The following is an 18,528-nucleotide window of genomic DNA, read 5'->3' on the forward strand; positions in this document are numbered from 1 at the left end:
CCTGTAATAGCAACTACTTTTGGCAGATAAAAGGAACTATATTTCTGAAGAATTAAGGATGAATTCTTCGAACTTCGGACGGATAATAAGAAATCTGTTTCCACAGTACACCGCCACTGTTCCAAGGTTGTCCTCTGCAATTCTTCTCAATCTCTTTATACCAATATTAAAATAAGCTGCTGCCTCCTTGATGGTGAGCATATACTTCTCACTAACAGGAAGCGTTTTATTGCATTCTGCCTCCATAGTATCTCTCCTTCCGACAAGGTGGTCACACAGCTGACTCCTTTGTACTATTTTTCCTTTTTTGTCATTTTCACTCTGATTCTGTGATACTTGCCCCAGGGGCAGTCTAAATCTCTGTCACCTTTTATGCCGGGCAACGGTGCCGCCCCTTCACGCGCAAAAACTGCGAATTTAAACGGGGTATTAACCCCCAATATGTTTTTAGGAAGGCCTTTAACTAGCCAAGATGTACCAAAATATTCCTGAAGACTACCAGATATAATAGTTTTTAATTTGTTCTCAATCTCGCACAACTATTACCGTATTCAAACAAAACTGACTCCGTTAAAAAAACGAAATCAGTTTGTTGCTTAAAATTTAATTATTCTACCATAGACCTGTTTTTTTGTGCTGTCTGCACAACTTGGGGCAGTTCAATTCGGGCGAGGTTATCACTTTATGCTTTATTCTTATTTGACCTGTAAAGCCTGGTCTATGAGTTTTTCAAGTGTCTTTGCTTGATTTTTTTCAGTGATTGCACCAACGATTGGCTCGCCTACAATGTTGCCGTTCTTGTCGACAACATATGTTGTTGGGTAAGAGAAAAGGCCTGATGTGAACTTGCCTGCATCGCTGTTTGAATCAAACCAAATGTTCTTGTATGTTACACCTTTCTTTGAAAGGATGTCCTTTGCTTCTGAAATTGCTGTCCTGTCACCGTCAATTGTGAATGTGTTGATGCCGACAACCTGACCGCCTTTTTCAGCAAGTTTCTTGTTGAGTGCTTCTAATTCCGGAAGTTCGCCGACACATGGCTTGCAAGTGCTGAACCAGTAGTTAACAACTGTTACATTGTTGCTTTTGAAAAAGTCACTGCTCTTTATATCGTTGCCATCAAGGTCCTTGCCGTCGAATGACGGAAAACTTGTTGCGCCACCGCCTTTTGAAATAACGCCGTTGCTGTCAGCCGGAACGCTGTCACCGTTTGAAGGTGCATTTGCACATTCAGGATATTTTTGCTCCAAGATTGTGAGTTTGCCCTCAATTTCCTTGATTTGTTCTGCACCGGCAACGAGTTTTTTGTATTCCTCATCTGTGAATTGGTCCTTTGCACCCTCAATTGTCTTGAGAAGGAAGTCACCGTAGTTTGTGCCGTCCTCAATCATTGGAGTGTCTTTGTTTGAAGCCATAAATACTTTTTCCCAAAGAGCTTTGTCTGTTGACAAGATTTCATTTTCTTTTTCCATAAGCTGATTGTAGAGCTTTGAAGCCTCGTCAGCGCTGTTCGGTTCTGTTGCCATCAAGGTTGAACTACTTGAATCTATTGATTGTTTTTCGTCTTTGTTGTTTTTTGATGTTGAGCAAGCAATAAGGCTAATTGCCAATACAGAAACTAATAATACTACTATTAAGATTTTTGAGAGTTTTGAAAATTTCATAATTATTCCTCCGTTATAATTCCTCTTTTGTTTCGTTTTTGTTTGTTTTGTTTTCAATTTTTACGTTTTCGTCTACTGTTTTTCTAAACAAGCCAAAGCCGTATTGAAAGCTGACCGCTTCGGTAGGACAGGCACTTATGCACTTTCCACATCGGATACATTCGGTGCTGTTAGGTGTTTTTGTAACATCAACATCCATTTTGCACACCTTTGCACATTTACCGCACGAAACGCATTTGTGCTCGTCTACCTTCATCTCAAGCAGCGAAACCTTGTTGAACAGTGCATAAAATGCACCGAGTGGGCAAATCCATTTGCAGAACGGTCTGTAAAACAGCACGCTCAAAACGACTACCGAAATCAGCACAACAAGTTTCCACGAAAACAGTTTTCCCAATGCCGAACGGATACCTTCGTTGACTGCCGAAAGTGGCAACGCACCCTCAAGCACACCTTGCGGACATATATATTTGCAAAAATATGGGTCGCCCATCCCCAAATCATTTACTATGAGCACCGGTAATAAAACAACTGCCAACAGCAGTACTGCATATTTGATATATGTCAGTGGCTTGAGTTTTTTTGTTGAAAACTTTTTGGTCGGGACTTTGTGCAACAAATCCTGTAACCAACCAAACGGACACAAAAATCCGCAGACAAAGCGTCCGAGCAGAACTCCCAACAAAATGAGAAATCCTGTTATATAATAGGAAAACTTATATTTTGACGAGCCGACTACCGCCTGAAATGAGCCGATTGGACAAGCACCCGATGCGGCAGGACAGGAATAGCAGTTCAGACCCGGCACACAAACAGCCTTGCCTTTGCCTTGATAAATTTCGCCTTTAAAAAAGTTTGGCAGATGAATATTTGTCAGCAGAGTTGCTCCTGCCTGAATCCATCCTCGGAATTTGGCTAATTGGTTTGATGCCGTATATTTTTTCTTATTATGGTTTTTATTCTTTGTTTTCTTTTTATCCAATTCCTACACACTCCAAACAAAGCCTGATTGCCTTGCTCAAAACGGTTTCAGTTTCGCCACGCATTGCGCCGAAGCCGAGCATAATAGATCCCGAAATAAGCAGTACTGCCTGTGATAAAGCCTTTTTTGCTCTGGTCAATTCAATCACTCCTTTCATTTTCTGGCGTCATTGTAGCACATCGGATATAAAATTTTCGTTAAGAACAGAAATTTAACACAGATTTTATGTTTTTGTGCTATAATTATAAATATACTTTAAAGCAAGGAGAGTTTTTATGCACATTTTAGTTGTTGAAGACGAAAGAATATTGTGCGAAACAATCGCTCGTAGCTTGAAGCGTCTTGCTTATAGCGTTGACTGTTGCTATGACGGAATAACCGCAATGCAAATGCTTGCTGACGATAACTTTGACCTCGTTGTGCTTGATTTGAATTTACCGGATGCTGACGGCATGACTGTTTTAAGAACACTCAGAAAAACCGACCGTGACACAAAGGTGCTGATTTTGTCTGCCCGTAGTGAAGTGTCTGATAAGGTTGACGGTTTGGATGCAGGTGCAAACGATTATTTGGCAAAGCCGTTCCATTTGGAAGAACTTGCTGCAAGGATTCGCAGTCTTACCCTCCGACAGTTCACTCAAAATGATGTTGTGCTGACCTGCGGTGATGTTTCGTTTGACACAAAATCTCGCAAGGCTATTGTCGGAGGTGAACCTTTGCCGTTGACCCGCAAGGAAACAGGCATACTTGAATATCTTATGGTAAACAGAGGTCGCCCCATAAGTCAGGAAGAATTTATTGAACATGTGTGGGACAATAGCGTTGACAATTTCAGCAATTCGATAAGGGTACATATTTCTGCTTTGAGAAAGAAACTTCGCACTTCTCTTGGATATGACCCGATTCGCAATCGTATCGGTGAGGGCTATGTAATGGGGGAAGAAGAATGAAAAAAATATCTCTTCAATGGCGTATCACTTTGATGACTGCTATACTTATAGGTATAACCTGCGTGTCTATGAATTCCCTTATCGGTTATTCGGGGAGACATTATATGGATTCTATCGGCAGTGGCATTTCTGCTAACAGCGATTCGTATAAAGGTGAGCAGGAATTTTTTGACCCTGAAAGTGCTGACCTTGACCAAGAAGTAACTATTATAGTTAACGGTGCGCAGGAGTCGTTTTCCACTACAAATTGGTGCATAACAGCGGTTGTAACATTGCTTGGCGGTGTTTTGGCATGCTTTGTCAGTGGCAGAGCATTGAAGCCTTTGCACACCTTTGCTTCAAGGGTTGAAAATGTTCAGCCGAATAACTTGCCCGATATGAAGATAACCGATGATGTGCCTGCCGAGTTCAAGCAATTCAGCATTTCTTTTAATCAGATGCTTGACCGACTTGACGAGGGGTTCACGGCACAACGGCAGTTCACCGGCAATGCCGCACACGAATTGCGCACCCCTCTTGCATTGCTTCAGGCACAACTTGAACTTTTTTCTGTTGAGCATCCTAATTTGGATGCCGAAAGTGCCGACTTCCTCAAATTATTGCAGGAACAAACAGAGCGAATGTCGCAGGTTACAAAGACCTTGCTTGAAATGAGCGAGCTTCGAACTGTGCCGTGTAATGACTGCATTGAGCTTGCACCGATGATTGAGGAAATTCTTGCCGACCTTTCTCCTGTGGCAGAGAAAAAAGGGGTCACTCTTGAATGTGACGGCACCGGCACTATGGTGGGCAGTGACACCTTGATTTATCGTTTGATCTTTAATTTGACGGAAAACGCAATCAGGTATAACCGCCCTGACGGAACTGTGCGTGTTTCTGTTTCTCAGGAGGGTGACGATCTTGTTGTCAGGGTTGCCGACACAGGTTGCGGAATACCAGAAAAGTATAAAGAAAGTATTTTTCAGCCGTTCTTTCGTGTGGATAAATCCCGTAGCAGAGAAAATGGCGGTGTGGGTCTTGGACTTTCTTTGGTTTGGGAAATTGCTGATATTCACGGTGGCAAAGTGCAGGCAGAAGAAAGTACAGAAAAGGGAACTGTTATGACAGTTACTTTTCCGTTGAACAAAGAATACAAGGATGATTAGTCCAAAATAGAACGAAATATATACAACAAAGTGGCTTGAATTCAGTATTTGAGCCACTTTTTTAGTTACAACCACTGGTGCTAGAATATAAATAGTACAAGTCAAAATGAGAATTCCTTATACAGTATTTCATGGTATGATGTATGTATGCACTGAAGGAGGATCTCATTACGGCAAAGCACTATGATAAACAATTTAAAATTGATGCGGTTCAATATTACCATGACCACAAGGAGCTGGGATTGATAGGCTGTGCTTGAGAATGTGAAACTTTTTCTGTAAATAATGTTTTAGAAGGTCTTCTATGGTAAAATATTTTATCATAAGGAGGCCTTTTATTATGGCAAGAGAAAAGAAACCTGTACACAAAGTACAAATGACAGAAGGAAAACGTAACATCATTCACCAGCTCTTGAAAGAATACGATATCCAATCAGCAGAAGATATCCAGGATGCGCTGAAAGATCTTCTTGGTGGAACCATCAAAGAGATGATGGAAGCGGAAATGGATGACCACTTGGGATATGAAAAATCACAACGTTCTGATAGCGGTGATTATCGCAATGGTTATAAGCGAAAAAGAGTGAATAGTCGTTATGGTTCTATGGAGATTGAAGTTCCACAAGACAGAAAATCAACTTTTGAACCTCAAGTAGTAAAGAAACGTCAGAAAGACATTTCAGATATCGATCAGAAGATTATTTCTATGTATGCAAAAGGTATGACAACCCGGCAGATTTCAGAAACAATCGAAGATATTTATGGTTTTGAAACATCCGAAGGTTTTATATCAGATGTTACAGACAAGATTCTCCCACAAATTGAAGACTGGCAGAATCGGCCATTAGATGAAGTTTATCCAATCCTGTATATTGATGCGATTCACTATTCCGTCCGTGATAATGGAGTGATCCGGAAGCTTGCTGCGTATGTCATTCTTGGGATTAATGCGGAAGGTAAGAAAGAAGTGCTTACTATCAGTATTGGAGAAAATGAAAGTTCCAAGTATTGGCTCTCCGTCTTAAACGAATTAAAAAATCGTGGTGTAAAAGATATCCTGATCATTTGTGCAGATGGACTCACAGGTATCAAAGAAGCGATTGCGGCAGCATTTCCTAAGACAGAATATCAAAGATGTATCGTTCATCAAGTGCGAAATACCTTGAAATATGTTCCAGATAAAGACAGAAAAGCATTTGCCACAGATTTGAAAACGATATATCAGGCAGCGGATGAAAAGAAAGCTTTGGCAGCTTTGGATCGGGTAATGGAAAAATGGACTGCAAAATATCCGAATTCCATGAAACGCTGGAAGGATAACTGGGATGCTATTTCCCCAATCTTCAAGTTTTCAGCAGCGGTTAGAAAGGTCATTTATACAACAAATGCCATTGAATCTCTGAATTCCACTTATCGGAAGCTGAACCGTCAGAGAAGCGTCTTTCCAAGCGATACAGCCCTTTTAAAAGCCCTTTATCTGGCTACCTTTGAAGCTACAAAAAAATGGACTGCAACAATCCGGAACTGGGCTCAGGTTTATGGAGAGTTAAGTATCATGTATGAAGGTCGCTTGCCAGAGTAATAAAAAAAGCAGAAAAACAGGCGGATTACCCGCCTGCTGTTGACATGCAATTTTGTAACTGTTATATATAAAGCAAGGGCGAAAAGCTGATTTTGTTTAAGCCTATCGCCCATTCTTATCATAGAAGATCATATTTACAGACTTTTCTTCATAGTCTCTTGAAATCATGAGGATTGCTTCAATTTCTAAATTAATATTAAATTTTACAATATATGATTTTATCATACACTACTATTTAAATTTCGCAAATAATAGTCAACTACTATACAAGTTGTGTCTCTATCTATAGCAATTTGTTCTGAAGGCAGCCCATAAATTTCATAGATATCATCAAATTTCCAACATATAAAATATCCATGCTCGTGTTTTTTGTATTCAGTAACATCATGTCCTTGCTTTATTCGTTCTATCGCTTTTCCAATATTGTTACTACTTTGATATTTTATTTTTAAGGTTGCTTTTCCAACATAATGTGATAATTTACCCACAAAATTTTTATCATATGCCCAATCATCGATATTATCTACGCTCATTTCAACTTGTTGTGCATTCTCAGCCAGATAGTCCAATAAGACTTTTACTTCTCCATCTAATAGTCTTCTTGATGATAATATTTTCATTTGAAGTTCGTCTATTTCTTTTTGTTTCTTTTTCTTCTTAAAATCAGCAGCCTTTATTGTCTCTACTAATCTTTCAACTTCCTTTAGACATTCTCCATTATATGACTCTTGTATCGTCTTCTTTTTCCAATGAGCCCGTAATACTTTCTTGTTATTTATTTGCCTAATAATTTCATCTTTATATTCTAACAATAACTCATTTATCATATTTTATAATCGCAGATTTTCCTTTTTCTTTTTCAACAGCCTCTGTAAGACCAATTTCCCAACCACCAAACAAATTTTCAAACTTTTCTTCTTGCAATTGATATTGTTTATTATCATCTTGATGGTTTTTAAACATAACAACCAGTTGGTGATTGTCTTGTGGATCATACCCATTATCTCTGCTATTTAATACAAAGGATATTTGTCCAACAATTCTAAAGCTTCTTTTAATATTTATATTTCTTCTATCAGCAGTAATTTTTCCAACATATGTTACATACATTTTCTGCTCATTTTCATCGTATCCACACTTCATAATCATTTTTTCACCAGTAATTACATACTGCTGATCTTTTACATCATAATAACCATAGGATTGTTTAAATTCATTTTTGAGAAATGAATTAGTAAACTGTACCATTGTCATATTTTCTTCAACAATAGAATTCCTTTTTAATTGAACCAGCTTTCTAGAATCAATTGCAATACTATAGCTACAACTTGATGTATTAAGATTTCCTATTAACCGCTCCAAAATCACAATTACATTTTCCAGTGACTCTGGTCTATTTTCAGGCTTTTCTTGAACTAATGATAATAGAATATCTTTTATCTCTTTTCTTCCAGTCCACTCCTCAATTCTACTATTAATATCACTTCCATTTTTTTGTGATAATAAAATTTCACTCATTATTATTCCTATTGAATAGTAATCACATTTTTCTGTGATATTTTTACCCAATATAAGTTCTGGTGCAGAATAACCTTCTGAATATAATGGCATAATTCACCATTTTCATCACCATACAATGATGCCACTTTTCTCAATTCATCAATAACAGTATCGTGTGGTACTTCAACGCCACCTTCTTCATTTACAACAGAATTGATTACTTCTGGCAATGCCATGCACATCTTATAAAATGCATCTTCTTCACCAGTAAGAATTGCATAAAACTGATCCATGCTTACACGGCGAATTAATCTATGCTGTACATTTTTTCCATCAACTTTTGTTGACCACTTTATATTCTGTGATTTCTTTGCAATTGCTTCAACCAACAGGCATGCACAATCATCGTCTTCCAGAATCTGTCCTTGCATTTTTATATATGTTTTTGCAGAAGATGCAGAATTCATAGTATTGTGTTTGTTCTTCATTTCTACATATATTGTATGTACAATATCTCCATCTGGCATTTGTATTCCATCTGGATTTCTGTAAATAACATCCCAGCCTGCCTGTGGGACTTCACAGCCTTTGAAATAAGAAAAAATATTCTGATGAAAATATCCTATATCATTATTATTAGACTTATCTCTCTGCCGGAAAATTTCATTATTTACAATTTCTTCCCAGCTTGTACGATACACCGATTTATCAAAAATCAGCTTGATTGGATCAATCAGATTACTGTTGAATCGCTTCAAATCATACGATTCTAGTTTTTCTCCATATTTCATAATTGTTGCACGCACATGCTTCTTAAAATCTTCTTCTGATATAAAATCTAAATTCCACACCATTTATTTTACCCCCTCTAATGATTTATGTATCTCCAACCCAATTTCATATGCTAAGTTGACAGGAACAGCATTGCCAACCTGTTTATACTGAGATTGAACACTTCCACAAAACTGCCATTCATCTGGAAATGTTTGGCATCTTGCATTCTCACGTACTGTAAACGGTCTTGCTTCCAATGGATGACATCTTTCTGTTTGTTTCTGGGATGGTGATGTCAATACCGTCAATGATGGTTCATCCAGACTCATTCTCCTAAGAATTCCTGTTCTTCCGCCTTCCATATCCCAGCAACTTTTCATATATGCTTTTGCAATCTCCGGATCAATATCTCTCCAATATCCTCCAGGTGGAACTAATTCAAATATTTTTCTTTTATTTTCTCCATATGGTACTCCTGGTCCTTCTGGACAATCCAATAAAATATCTCTCAAAACAGGCTTATAATTATGTTCTTTGGGAAATGAGAATGAAACTTTTCCCACTAAATCATTTCTAATTCCAACAGTAATTAATCTCTCTCTTTTCTGCGGCACACCAAAATCCCACGCATTTAAAACCTTTTTCTGAATGGTATATCCCGCCTGTTCAAAAATATTTGTTATCGTTGCATATGTTCTTCCCTTATCGTGAGTCAGCAATCCTCGCACATTTTCAAATAAAAACATCTTTGGCTGTAATTTCTGTAAAAAAGTTGCATAGTGATAAAAAAGTGTTCCTCTTGCATCTTCAAGTCCTAATCTTTTTCCAGCATAGGAAAAAGCCTGACACGGTGCCCCTCCCGATAATAAATCCAGTTCTCCTTTTTTTATACCAAAATAATCTTCCAAATCCAAACAAGATATATTAGCTATATCATCATGAATAACTCTCCAGTTCGGCCTATTGGTTTTCAAAGATTCTGCAGCATCTTTATCAAATTCTATTAGTCCCAATGGTTCAAATCCAGCTTTTTCTATCCCTAAAGCCAAACCTCCAGCTCCAGCAAACAGTTCTATGGTTGTAAACGCATCACTATCGATTTGTAATGGTTCTTCTTTTTGTATCTCTACAACATCTTCTATCTTACAATTTAATGTAAAACATATTTTTTCTATTGATTCAAATGAAACTGGCTCATTCTTTCCTAACCGAGCTAACACATTAAAACTTATTCCTGACGCTTCCTTCAATTCTGTGCGGTTCATTTTTTTATCTATCAGTAATTTCCATAATTTGTCATAACAAATCGCCATTATTTTTCCTCCATGCTCATAATTTCCGTGATTTACATCATATCATATCGTGCGAACCCAAACAAGTGTTTTCTCACGATATCATTAGATTTTCTCCTTTGCTTTAGAAACCCATTTTTTTCGTATCATCTTATAAAACAACATCAAATATCATTTATTCTTGATTACATTATTATAAAAAAGCCATGAGACTTAGTTAATAAAAATCTCATAGCTTTCCATGATCATGTCACGTTCCCAATTATAATTCTTTACTTTATACTACTTGCCAAAAATTAGTGGGGTATTTTCGGGTTATTTCTTCCCCACAAATGCCTCTCAAGTATTGATTTTACTGACTTTTTAAGGAGTTTTTCAAAGAGTGCCGTGGCAGATGAATAAAACTCTAATCATAAATTTCTCCTGTTCTGATATGCCCTATATTGCCAAGTTTTGCGTTGGTTTGTCGACTTTTCCGGGCATCCTATTTTTCTTCTCCCCAACTACACTTTTTGCAAAATAATGCAAAGCACTTCCATATACAGTAGTCAAATCGTAGTCAGCTCGGAGGGGCAGACTACGAATAGGGGTGTGCATCATTAAAGGCTTGATATATAAAGCATTATATAATACCGCACTTCGCCTAAATATTTTTTTGTGTTTCACACCTAAAAAATCTGTAATAACGTGGATTTAATTACTTCATCTGGCAATTTAATATATTTAAAAAAACTAGCATAAACGATAGCAAACAAGGGTGTATATATCTTTGCACTTTCCCCCCATTCAACTGTACCAGAATGTGTCTTATTATTACGCATGTAGGTTTGTCAAACATATGTTACACCCCGATCAATAAATTCCCTCAGAACAGTTTGTGGTGATTTCCACCCCAGAGGTCTCATGGGAAACTGGTTATAATCCCTACGGTTATAGGTTTGAAGCTGCTTGGAAAAATCCTCAAAGGAATAGAAAGTATGCGAGGTATAAAAACGTTCATTATCCTTGCGGTGGCTGCGTTCCACTTTTCCGTTATGACGTGGTGTAAAGGGTCGGATCAGTTTATGTTGGATGCCAAGTTCTTTTAAAGTCCGTTGGAATAAAGTCAATGTTTCTTTGCCGGAAGTGGAAAAGCGCTTTGTAAACTCCACGCCGTTGTCTGTCTGAACGCATTCGATTGGCATAGGAAAGCGTTGGATCAGATGCTTGAGGAACTGTGCGGATGAATAGGTGCTGTGTTCTTCAAAAGCTTCCACATACCGCCAGCGGGAGTACTCATCAATGGCGGTATACTGATAGAATTTCTTTCCTTTCGCATTATTGACAAGACAACATGCAGGAACGAATTTCACATCGACCTGGATACGCTGTCCGGGATATTTCATCTGCTCATAAGGCTTCGGAATATATTTGGGATTCGGAAGTTTTTGAGCCAAGATTCCCTGTTTCTTCAGAAAACGATACAATCCTGGGATGGAACGTTTATAACCGCGCTGCATAAGTTTGACCCAAAAGACAACCAGACCAGAATGGGGATTGCGCCTACGCATATCTTGGATCAGCTTGATTTCTTCAGGTGTATGCTGATTGGGATGGTGATGGGGACGGCGTGAACGATCGCGGAGAGACTCTATTGTGCCGTCATAGCGGCGCTTCCAACGATAAATATACTGGCGGTTTGTCTTATATTTAATTGCTGCTTTTGAGACACCATATTTTTCGGCGAAACGGATCAAGGATAGACGATACCTCATATCTTGTGTTATACTTGCCATGCGGGAATACTTCCTTTCTTAAATGTTTAGGTTTGGTAGCTTAAAGCATAACACAGAAAAGGTATTTCCGCTTTTTAATTATTCAGTTGTAACACATGTATTGTAATCCTACAACCAGAATGTGTCTTATTATTACGCAATTTTACAAAAGATGCTATACTATTCTCATTTACTGAAGGTAACGAGTATTTTGACACAATTTCATCCACTATATCACTATTTTCATTATATAGTGTAAGTATTTTCTGTTTCAATGTATAATCCAGATATTGAAAAGCACTACTCATTGTAGTTTCTTTATTTACATCAATTTCATTATGTGCTTTAGTAAATTCGGCTATCGTATTTTTAATATTCTTTTTTAGTTCCTCAATAAGTGCATCTTTCTCTCTTTTTCTCTTATCATCTAGTTGGTAAGAAACTTCTAACGCCGTACATAAATCTTGAACATTTTTAATCGATATTCGGTTAACCATCTTATTATCTTCTGGAAGAAGTTCCAGCAATGAATTAACCTTACCATTTACAATTCCATCTATTAAATTGGGAATATAATCAAAAACACTAAATATTGGAATCACTTTATGCCATTGCCTTATAGAATAATTCTCATAAGAATCAAAAATTTTACATATTCCTGTCTTAAAATACTTTTGTTCAGAATTTCTTTGACTAAGATATACCTCTTCAAAGCAAATATTATTTTGAGAAGTCAAAATCGCAACAATTTTTCTTGCTATAATGTAATATTTTTCCATCTTTTCAAATCCTTGAGCATTTTCAAAGGAAAAACGAAAAAAGGTATACACTTTTCCAAGATTATATGCACCCCTATTTTCTGCATTATTAGTTTCTGCGGTTTGTCCTATTGAAACAGTTAATGTTACTTTTTCATTTTCAATCTGAAATTGTGTTGTCCGAGTATAGGCACTCCAAGGACGCATTTTTATTGTTCTTGCTCCATCATATTTTAATAATTCGGAGACATCTGGTTGCTCGATTGCTATGCCAGGAGTATCTCACAGAGTGCGTGGACAAAATGTAGATACGCATTAGCTGCATCCGCATCCTCTATCATCTTTTTGAACCAAGGAAATGTAACTCTACACTTCCAATTTTAAAGTTATCAATCGTAGTAAAAACTTGGGCGCGTTACTACCAACCTGCTTTCGAAATAACTATTTGATTAACAAGATTATTTTGTAATTTTACATAATATACAAATGCATTCGCTACTTCAAGCAGTACAGGATTTGCTTTTTCTTTTAATGGCAATCCAACTGAGAACTCAATATCATACTGTTCTGATGAAGATGTAGTTACACTCGAATAAAACGCTTTTTCGGCCAAATGGACATATTCCGAAAAATTTCTATACACTAAATCTAATTTAGCATCATATTCCGCTAATCTTTGTCGCAAAATATAGTCCTTCATTTTATTTCCACGATTATCTTTCATATCACTAATTTTCTTTCCAACAAAGAATCCGTCAATAAAATCTGTCTGACTTTCTGCAATAAAGGCCGCGAAAATCCGCATACAATTATCTATCTGCGAACGTACAAAATCCCTCCACAAGCTAAGTTTCTATTTTTTATCATCTCAGAAATTCCATCTAATAAAACAACGCTTCGATCCATAGCAGAAGTAAAAAAGAAATCCTCCTTATAAAGTGTATCTCCAATAATTGCCTTACTCAATTCGATTATTCTTTTTCGTAATTCATTCAAAACCTGTAATCTACCATCCAGTTCATCTAAATATTTTTCATTATTCATAAATATATTTTCTCCAAAGTCATACACATCTCTTGCCTTACAAATATGTATACTTTATTTTGCTTGAAACAAAAGTTTTAGAAAAAGGTAGCGTTTTGTCTTTTTAACTTAGGGAAGCGCAATTCAACTCCCCTATAATTATATTTCCTCAAAATCAATAAGCTGCGAAATATTATCAATTTCCAATGCTTCTGCTATCTTAGATAAATGTTCAAAGTTAATTACCGTTCGTGTGCCGCGAACAATATCGCTTATCGTAGATTCTCTAATGCCAGATATTTGTGCAAGCTTTTTCTGTGTAATATTTCGTTCTTCCAACAATTCTTTAACTTTAAGTTTTACTTTATAATTTTTCTTTTTCATATTATGGCATATTCCTTAACATTATAGTCATATATGCAAGATCCCAAATATTTGAATCTTTACCAACCGCATTAGGATTATCTCCGATTGATGCTGCAAAATTCATAATTTTATTAACGAGATCTTCTTTGTTATTATCCCATACATCAATCGGTCCAACTCCATTTTTCCACTCATATTTCCCTGTAACTTTATTTTTTACAAGAAGTGAACGAAACGCTGCCACTACAGGATATAACAAACCATCCGGTACCTTATACTGCATTTTATTTAAGCCAAATTTGCTTTTTGCTACAATTTTCCCATCTTTGTAACCAGCATATTTTTTTCTTCCATAACGACCGCCACCAGCATTATAAGCATCAGCAAATTCCATTTCAACTGCATCATAAAGATCAAAAATATCCGGCATAATATTTACATATTCTCTATACTCTTCGGGATTTTTAAGGTACATATCCAACATTTTTGCTTTTGATGAATATGCTTGGGTAGGATGATGAAGCGCATCATATAAGCTAATATTAAACATACTTATAATTGCAACAATTTCACGAGCATCAATCATTTTATTTTTCTTACCTGTTTCATCATCTACGGAAATCTGATTCTGCTTAAATGCAATTCTCTTAAAAAATGGCATTCCTTCTAATCCTTCTTTAATAGGATCAAATTTTTCTGCTAATTCAGCCATTGATTTAGCATCTACCTGAACAGACGTATTTCGAGCCTCAGCTAAATTCTCTATAATATCTTCCACTCCTGTCATTACTTCAAACTGCACATACTGTTCTAAATTTTCACCTTTATGTTCGCAGACTATTTTGTATGTATGTCCACCATCAATATTCCCATGGCTCAGTTCATCCGAAAAAATAATCGTTGCAATTTTCTCTTTATTATTGTAATGAACACTCTCTGCAGAAAGAACAATACCTCTGTTCTTTAAATGAAAATATCCATCGTTGCTTAATAAGGACTCTTTAATCGCAGTCGCAACACCTGACGTTAATTTCTGATCCCTCGGATTTGTTGCCATTGGAATTCCTTCTGCCACATCATCTACTTTAACATAAAATACATATTTCTTAGCCGCTCCATTTTCAAAAGGATCTTCCAATTTTCTAAATGTATTTTCCCGTACTTTCATAGTTTTTTTAATCATAAGTGTCCTCCATTTTGTGCTTAGACCCAGAGATCTAACATCCGTTATCGCAATAACATAATAACGATATTGCGTTATTTTGCTTATTACGAAAATATCAATCATAAAAACTATGTTACAATACATCACTTTTTTGTCGCACTTATTTTTTCTGTATCTTCTTTATCTGAATTTCCAAGTTGATATATTCATAAAATTTTCACACCCGGACTTTAGCTCGTCGCTGTGCAAATAAACATCCACCCGCCTAGCGGGTGGTTTTTCATTTTCGGGCATAGCCCTAATATTACTAGCCACGCACAAGTGCGTCTTTTATTGGCCTGCCAGCCACGCGCAGGATTACTTGCTACCCGTAAACGGGTCTCGCGGATCGAATAGACTAATCTGATCCATTTCCTTATCTTGTTTTAGCTGGTTGGCTATGTAACTTTTTATTGCTGCCGTGTTCTTCCCTACTGTATCAACATAGTATCCCTTACACCAAAACTCGCGGTTTCGGTATGCAAATTTCATATTTCCGAATCTCTGAAATATCATTAGGCTACTCTTTCCTTTTAAGTATCCCATGAATCCCGAAACGCTCATTTTGGGCGGGATACTCAGAAGTAAATGAATATGATCCGGACATACTTCTCCTTCGATGATTTCAACACCTTTCCATTGGCACAGTGTTCGGATTATTTCACGAATTGCTTCTTTCTTTTCGTTATAAAATACTTTCCTTCGATATTTAGGTGTAAACACTACATGATATTTGCAATTCCATTTTGTATGTGCTAAGCTTTTTACGTCTGTATTTTGTTCTGACATTATACGGTCCTCCTAATGTGTTTTTATTTACGTAACTGGCAGGTCACGTTTTTATTATACACATTAGGAGTTTTTATTTCTGAATACACCGCTAAAGCTTTCACGGAACCACGCGACTATCGCGTGGTTTTCTTGATACAAAAAGAAACTGCCGTCATTTTGACAGCAGTTTCTCTGTAACCTGTTTCTCTGAATTAAAGATTCGCAACACTTTTTGTATTGATCCAAGTCTTGAAAACTCACGGATTAATAAAACTCGTATAAACCTTTTTCTCTTTTTCAGGAAGACCGAACGCTTCCTTTCCAAGCGCGATACTCTTCATTAGAAAGACCATATTTCTCGCAACACCGCGCATTGTCTGTTTCCCTTCTTCATCAAGCGCCGCCTCTCCGACCTTTCTTCCATGAATACAGTTCCAGTATTGTCCCGATGCGATCGGCATATCTGAAATTGTAAAATATTTATTTAACTCATCAAATGTTGCAGAACATCCGCCTCTTCTTGCACATACGACACTTGCTCCGACTTTCATCGTCTTATCGAATTTAGTACTGTAAAATAACCGGTCAAGACAGGCGATCAGCGTCGCATTTGCAGATGCATAAAAGACAGGACTTGCAATAACCATACCGTCTGCAGCCTCGAATTTCGGTGCAAGCTCATTCACGATATCATCAAACATACACTTTCCGTTTTTATAACATGTTCCGCATGCCGCACATCCTCTGATATCCATTTTCCCAACTTGGATCGTCTCATATTCCACGCCGTTTTCTTCAAAAACATGTTCCATCTCGTGGATCGCGATCGTCGTGTTGCCCTCTGTTCTAGGACTTCCGTTCAAAATCAATACTTTCAATTTTTCTGCCATTTCCCCTTCTCCTTTTCATTTCATCTCTCTTTGTTTTTCTGCTTATACTTTTTACTATATTTTTTACTATATCTCTTACTCTATCTCTATTCTATTTTCCGGTTGTATATTTCTATTCCTCCCTAATAAATCAAGTCTTTTTTCCTTTAAAATAAAGGTTTTTTAAAGTTTCTATCTCAGATGAATGAACAAGAATCATGGATATTTCTCTGTATCTGGTACGAAAATAGCTAGTTTAGGGTATACGAAATAAAACGTCTTTTTTATTCGTTTTAAATGGCCTTGTGTATTCCCTTCCATCTATGGCAACGCACCTCCCGTGTCTACCAGGATCATCACTTCGTGAGTCCTAACTTCCTTCGTTCTGCCTATCCATAATCCGGGTGTCAGCTTAGCTCCTTGTCAGGGTCTTGCCCTATGGAAAATATTCCTGCCAACTACCTGCTCATTCTTTGTTCCTATTATTACTGACTTGCTTCCTGTAACAGCACTTTTCAGTGGACGTTCCCCATTACATTCTGCTTTTGTACCTTTTCGGGTTGGTTACTTCCTGCACTCTATGCTGCAAGCATCTGTGGTCTCTTGATATCTTGCATCATCTTTGCACCGTCATAAGTCACACCTTTAGTCAAAATCGTATAAAAGATTCTTAAGACTTTACACGCAACTGCTATGACTGACTGCATCTTCTTTAGCGGATTTTCTTTTCTAGTTCGATAATACCGGTGTACTTCCTTAAATTCTTCATTCCTTGCAATCAAGGATATGGCTGCTTCATACAGTACATATCTGAGGCGTTTTCTTCCTCTGTAGCTGATGTGACTCTCGCCCTTATGTTTTCCCGAACTACACTCTACAATGGCATATCCAGCTAGTTTTTGCAGTTGCTTTGGATTATCAAAACGTGTGATGTCTCCTACTTCGGCAACAAATCCACTCACTGTTTTCAATCCAACTCCTTTGATTTCCAACAACTTATCTATATGAGGAATCTCTGACAACTTTTCCTCTGTCAGGCTCATCAGGTCTTCCTCTCTATTTTTGTAGATTTCATAATCGTTCAGTAGATTCTTCAATTCAATTCTTGCACTATCAGGTGCTTCCTGGCTTCCAATACTGTGCTCTGCAGCCGTTACCAGGGTCTTTGCCCTCTTCAGTCCAGCCGCTCTCAACTTAGCATCCCGCCAAATCTTATTGATTCCATCTACACCCAGTTTTACGATATCTTGTGGCAAAGGTGCCTCTTTTAATATCATAAGACCACTCACAGAATCCGGATTTCTATAAACGTCTTTGATTTCCGGAAAATAGATGCTAAACCATCTTGCGATACGGTTCTTGATCCTTGTAATTTCTTCCTGGGTTTGTAATCTGAGATTTGAAAGACTCCGAATCTCAGCATAAATACCAGTTGGTATATATGGATATGAAAATCTCCCTTCATTTACCAGCGCCGCAATTGTCTTTGGATCCTTACGGTCATTTTTGTTTGGATTATTGTCATCCAGTTCTTTTGACTTCTTTACATGATGTGGATTTACATGAACCGGTTTCATGCCGTTGTCCTGCAGGTATGCTCCAAGGTTGAACCAATAGTGTCCTGTTGGTTCCATTCCCGGAATCACAACGTTTTTACCGTATTTTTCTGCAAAATCCGCCATCCATGCTTTTAAAGTCATAAATCCAGCTTCTGTATTACTGAATTCCAACGGTTTCTTTGAATACTCGTAATTACGCCAATCGAATGCTCTTGCAAAGTGCGTTTCACTTCCCACATCAATCCCAACAATTAATGTCTTTTCCGTAATAGATTTAATTTTTGCGTTCTGTGTGTTATACTTCATTTTAGATACCTCTCTGTTCAATAAGATTG

The 18,528-nt window shown here is 37.3% G+C and carries 20 protein-coding genes; 3 read left to right on the forward strand and 17 right to left on the reverse strand.

Going from position 1 to position 18,528, the window contains the following annotated elements:
* Positions 1–36: 36 nt before the first annotated feature.
* From ACH9UM_RS04705 to ACH9UM_RS04720, 4 genes are all read right to left on the reverse strand, one after another.
* A complete protein-coding gene (locus tag ACH9UM_RS04705; RefSeq protein ID WP_009243285.1) occupies positions 37–246 on the reverse strand; it encodes an excisionase in 210 nt (69 codons plus the stop codon).
* A 449-nt stretch (positions 247–695) separates the two neighbouring features.
* Positions 696–1,664 carry a TlpA disulfide reductase family protein gene (locus ACH9UM_RS04710; protein WP_009243286.1) on the reverse strand — a complete coding sequence of 323 codons (969 nt, stop codon included), beginning with the start codon at positions 1,662–1,664 and terminating at the stop codon, positions 696–698.
* Between the two features lie 13 nt (positions 1,665–1,677).
* On the reverse strand, positions 1,678–2,646 hold the full coding sequence (locus ACH9UM_RS04715; RefSeq protein ID WP_009243287.1) for a 4Fe-4S binding protein: 969 nt from the start codon (positions 2,644–2,646) through the stop codon (positions 1,678–1,680).
* On the reverse strand, positions 2,639–2,803 hold the full coding sequence (locus ACH9UM_RS04720) for a CD1871A family CXXC motif-containing protein (RefSeq protein ID WP_009321141.1): 165 nt from the start codon (positions 2,801–2,803) through the stop codon (positions 2,639–2,641). The genes ACH9UM_RS04715 and ACH9UM_RS04720 overlap by 8 nt, the downstream gene beginning before the upstream one ends.
* Before the next feature lie 118 nt (positions 2,804–2,921).
* Here ACH9UM_RS04720 and ACH9UM_RS04725 point away from each other — a divergent pair, with 118 nt between their 5' ends.
* The 3 genes from ACH9UM_RS04725 (at position 2,922) to ACH9UM_RS04735 (ending at position 6,323) form a co-directional block, all read left to right on the forward strand.
* Positions 2,922–3,596: a response regulator transcription factor gene (locus tag ACH9UM_RS04725; protein WP_009243288.1), complete on the forward strand. Its 675-nt coding sequence runs from the start codon at positions 2,922–2,924 to the stop codon at positions 3,594–3,596.
* A complete protein-coding gene (locus ACH9UM_RS04730; RefSeq protein ID WP_055159351.1) occupies positions 3,593–4,741 on the forward strand; it encodes an ATP-binding protein in 1,149 nt (382 codons plus the stop codon). Before ACH9UM_RS04725 ends, ACH9UM_RS04730 begins: the two co-directional genes overlap by 4 nt.
* Before the next feature lie 340 nt (positions 4,742–5,081).
* Positions 5,082–6,323 (forward strand): IS256 family transposase, encoded by a 1,242-nt coding sequence (locus ACH9UM_RS04735; RefSeq protein WP_009321026.1) that lies wholly within the window; start codon positions 5,082–5,084, stop codon positions 6,321–6,323.
* A gap of 221 nt (positions 6,324–6,544) precedes the next feature.
* Here the strand turns inward: ACH9UM_RS04735 and ACH9UM_RS04740 are convergent, their stop codons facing one another.
* The 13 genes from ACH9UM_RS04740 to ACH9UM_RS04800 form a co-directional block, all read right to left on the reverse strand.
* Entirely contained in the window at positions 6,545–7,150 is a 606-nt protein-coding gene (locus ACH9UM_RS04740) for a hypothetical protein (protein ID WP_400092113.1), read from the reverse strand.
* Entirely contained in the window at positions 7,140–7,841 is a 702-nt protein-coding gene (locus ACH9UM_RS04745; protein ID WP_400092116.1) for a hypothetical protein, read from the reverse strand. Before ACH9UM_RS04745 ends, ACH9UM_RS04740 begins: the two co-directional genes overlap by 11 nt.
* An 8-nt stretch (positions 7,842–7,849) precedes the next feature.
* Entirely contained in the window at positions 7,850–8,677 is an 828-nt protein-coding gene (locus tag ACH9UM_RS04750) for an Eco47II family restriction endonuclease (RefSeq protein WP_400092119.1), read from the reverse strand.
* Complete coding sequence (gene dcm, locus ACH9UM_RS04755) at positions 8,678–9,910, reverse strand: DNA (cytosine-5-)-methyltransferase (RefSeq protein WP_009319784.1); 1,233 nt, start codon at positions 9,908–9,910, stop codon at positions 8,678–8,680.
* Between the two features lie 809 nt (positions 9,911–10,719).
* On the reverse strand, positions 10,720–11,664 hold the full coding sequence (locus ACH9UM_RS04760) for a DDE-type integrase/transposase/recombinase (RefSeq protein ID WP_009243765.1): 945 nt from the start codon (positions 11,662–11,664) through the stop codon (positions 10,720–10,722).
* A gap of 74 nt (positions 11,665–11,738) precedes the next feature.
* Positions 11,739–12,608 (reverse strand): hypothetical protein, encoded by an 870-nt coding sequence (locus tag ACH9UM_RS04765; RefSeq protein ID WP_400092122.1) that lies wholly within the window; start codon positions 12,606–12,608, stop codon positions 11,739–11,741.
* Between the two features lie 211 nt (positions 12,609–12,819).
* Positions 12,820–13,206, reverse strand: a complete 387-nt coding sequence (locus ACH9UM_RS04770; protein WP_009243319.1) for a hypothetical protein — start codon at positions 13,204–13,206, stop codon at positions 12,820–12,822.
* An 8-nt stretch (positions 13,207–13,214) separates the two neighbouring features.
* Positions 13,215–13,445: a hypothetical protein gene (locus ACH9UM_RS04775; RefSeq protein ID WP_009243320.1), complete on the reverse strand. Its 231-nt coding sequence runs from the start codon at positions 13,443–13,445 to the stop codon at positions 13,215–13,217.
* A 138-nt stretch (positions 13,446–13,583) separates the two neighbouring features.
* On the reverse strand, positions 13,584–13,808 hold the full coding sequence (locus tag ACH9UM_RS04780; protein ID WP_009243321.1) for a helix-turn-helix transcriptional regulator: 225 nt from the start codon (positions 13,806–13,808) through the stop codon (positions 13,584–13,586).
* 1 nt (position 13,809) lies between these two features.
* Positions 13,810–14,973 (reverse strand): AIPR family protein, encoded by a 1,164-nt coding sequence (locus ACH9UM_RS04785; protein WP_009243322.1) that lies wholly within the window; start codon positions 14,971–14,973, stop codon positions 13,810–13,812.
* Positions 14,974–15,312: 339 nt separating this feature from the next.
* On the reverse strand, positions 15,313–15,783 hold the full coding sequence (gene tnpA / locus ACH9UM_RS04790) for an IS200/IS605 family transposase (protein WP_009243324.1): 471 nt from the start codon (positions 15,781–15,783) through the stop codon (positions 15,313–15,315).
* A 239-nt stretch (positions 15,784–16,022) separates the two neighbouring features.
* Positions 16,023–16,655 (reverse strand): flavodoxin family protein, encoded by a 633-nt coding sequence (locus ACH9UM_RS04795; protein ID WP_004844951.1) that lies wholly within the window; start codon positions 16,653–16,655, stop codon positions 16,023–16,025.
* A 557-nt stretch (positions 16,656–17,212) separates the two neighbouring features.
* A complete protein-coding gene (locus ACH9UM_RS04800) occupies positions 17,213–18,499 on the reverse strand; it encodes an IS110 family transposase (RefSeq protein WP_004846577.1) in 1,287 nt (428 codons plus the stop codon).
* Positions 18,500–18,528 lie beyond the last annotated feature (29 nt).

Source organism: Mediterraneibacter torques, from assembly GCF_044591705.1.
Classification (GTDB): Bacteria; Bacillota; Clostridia; order Lachnospirales; family Lachnospiraceae; genus Mediterraneibacter; species Mediterraneibacter torques.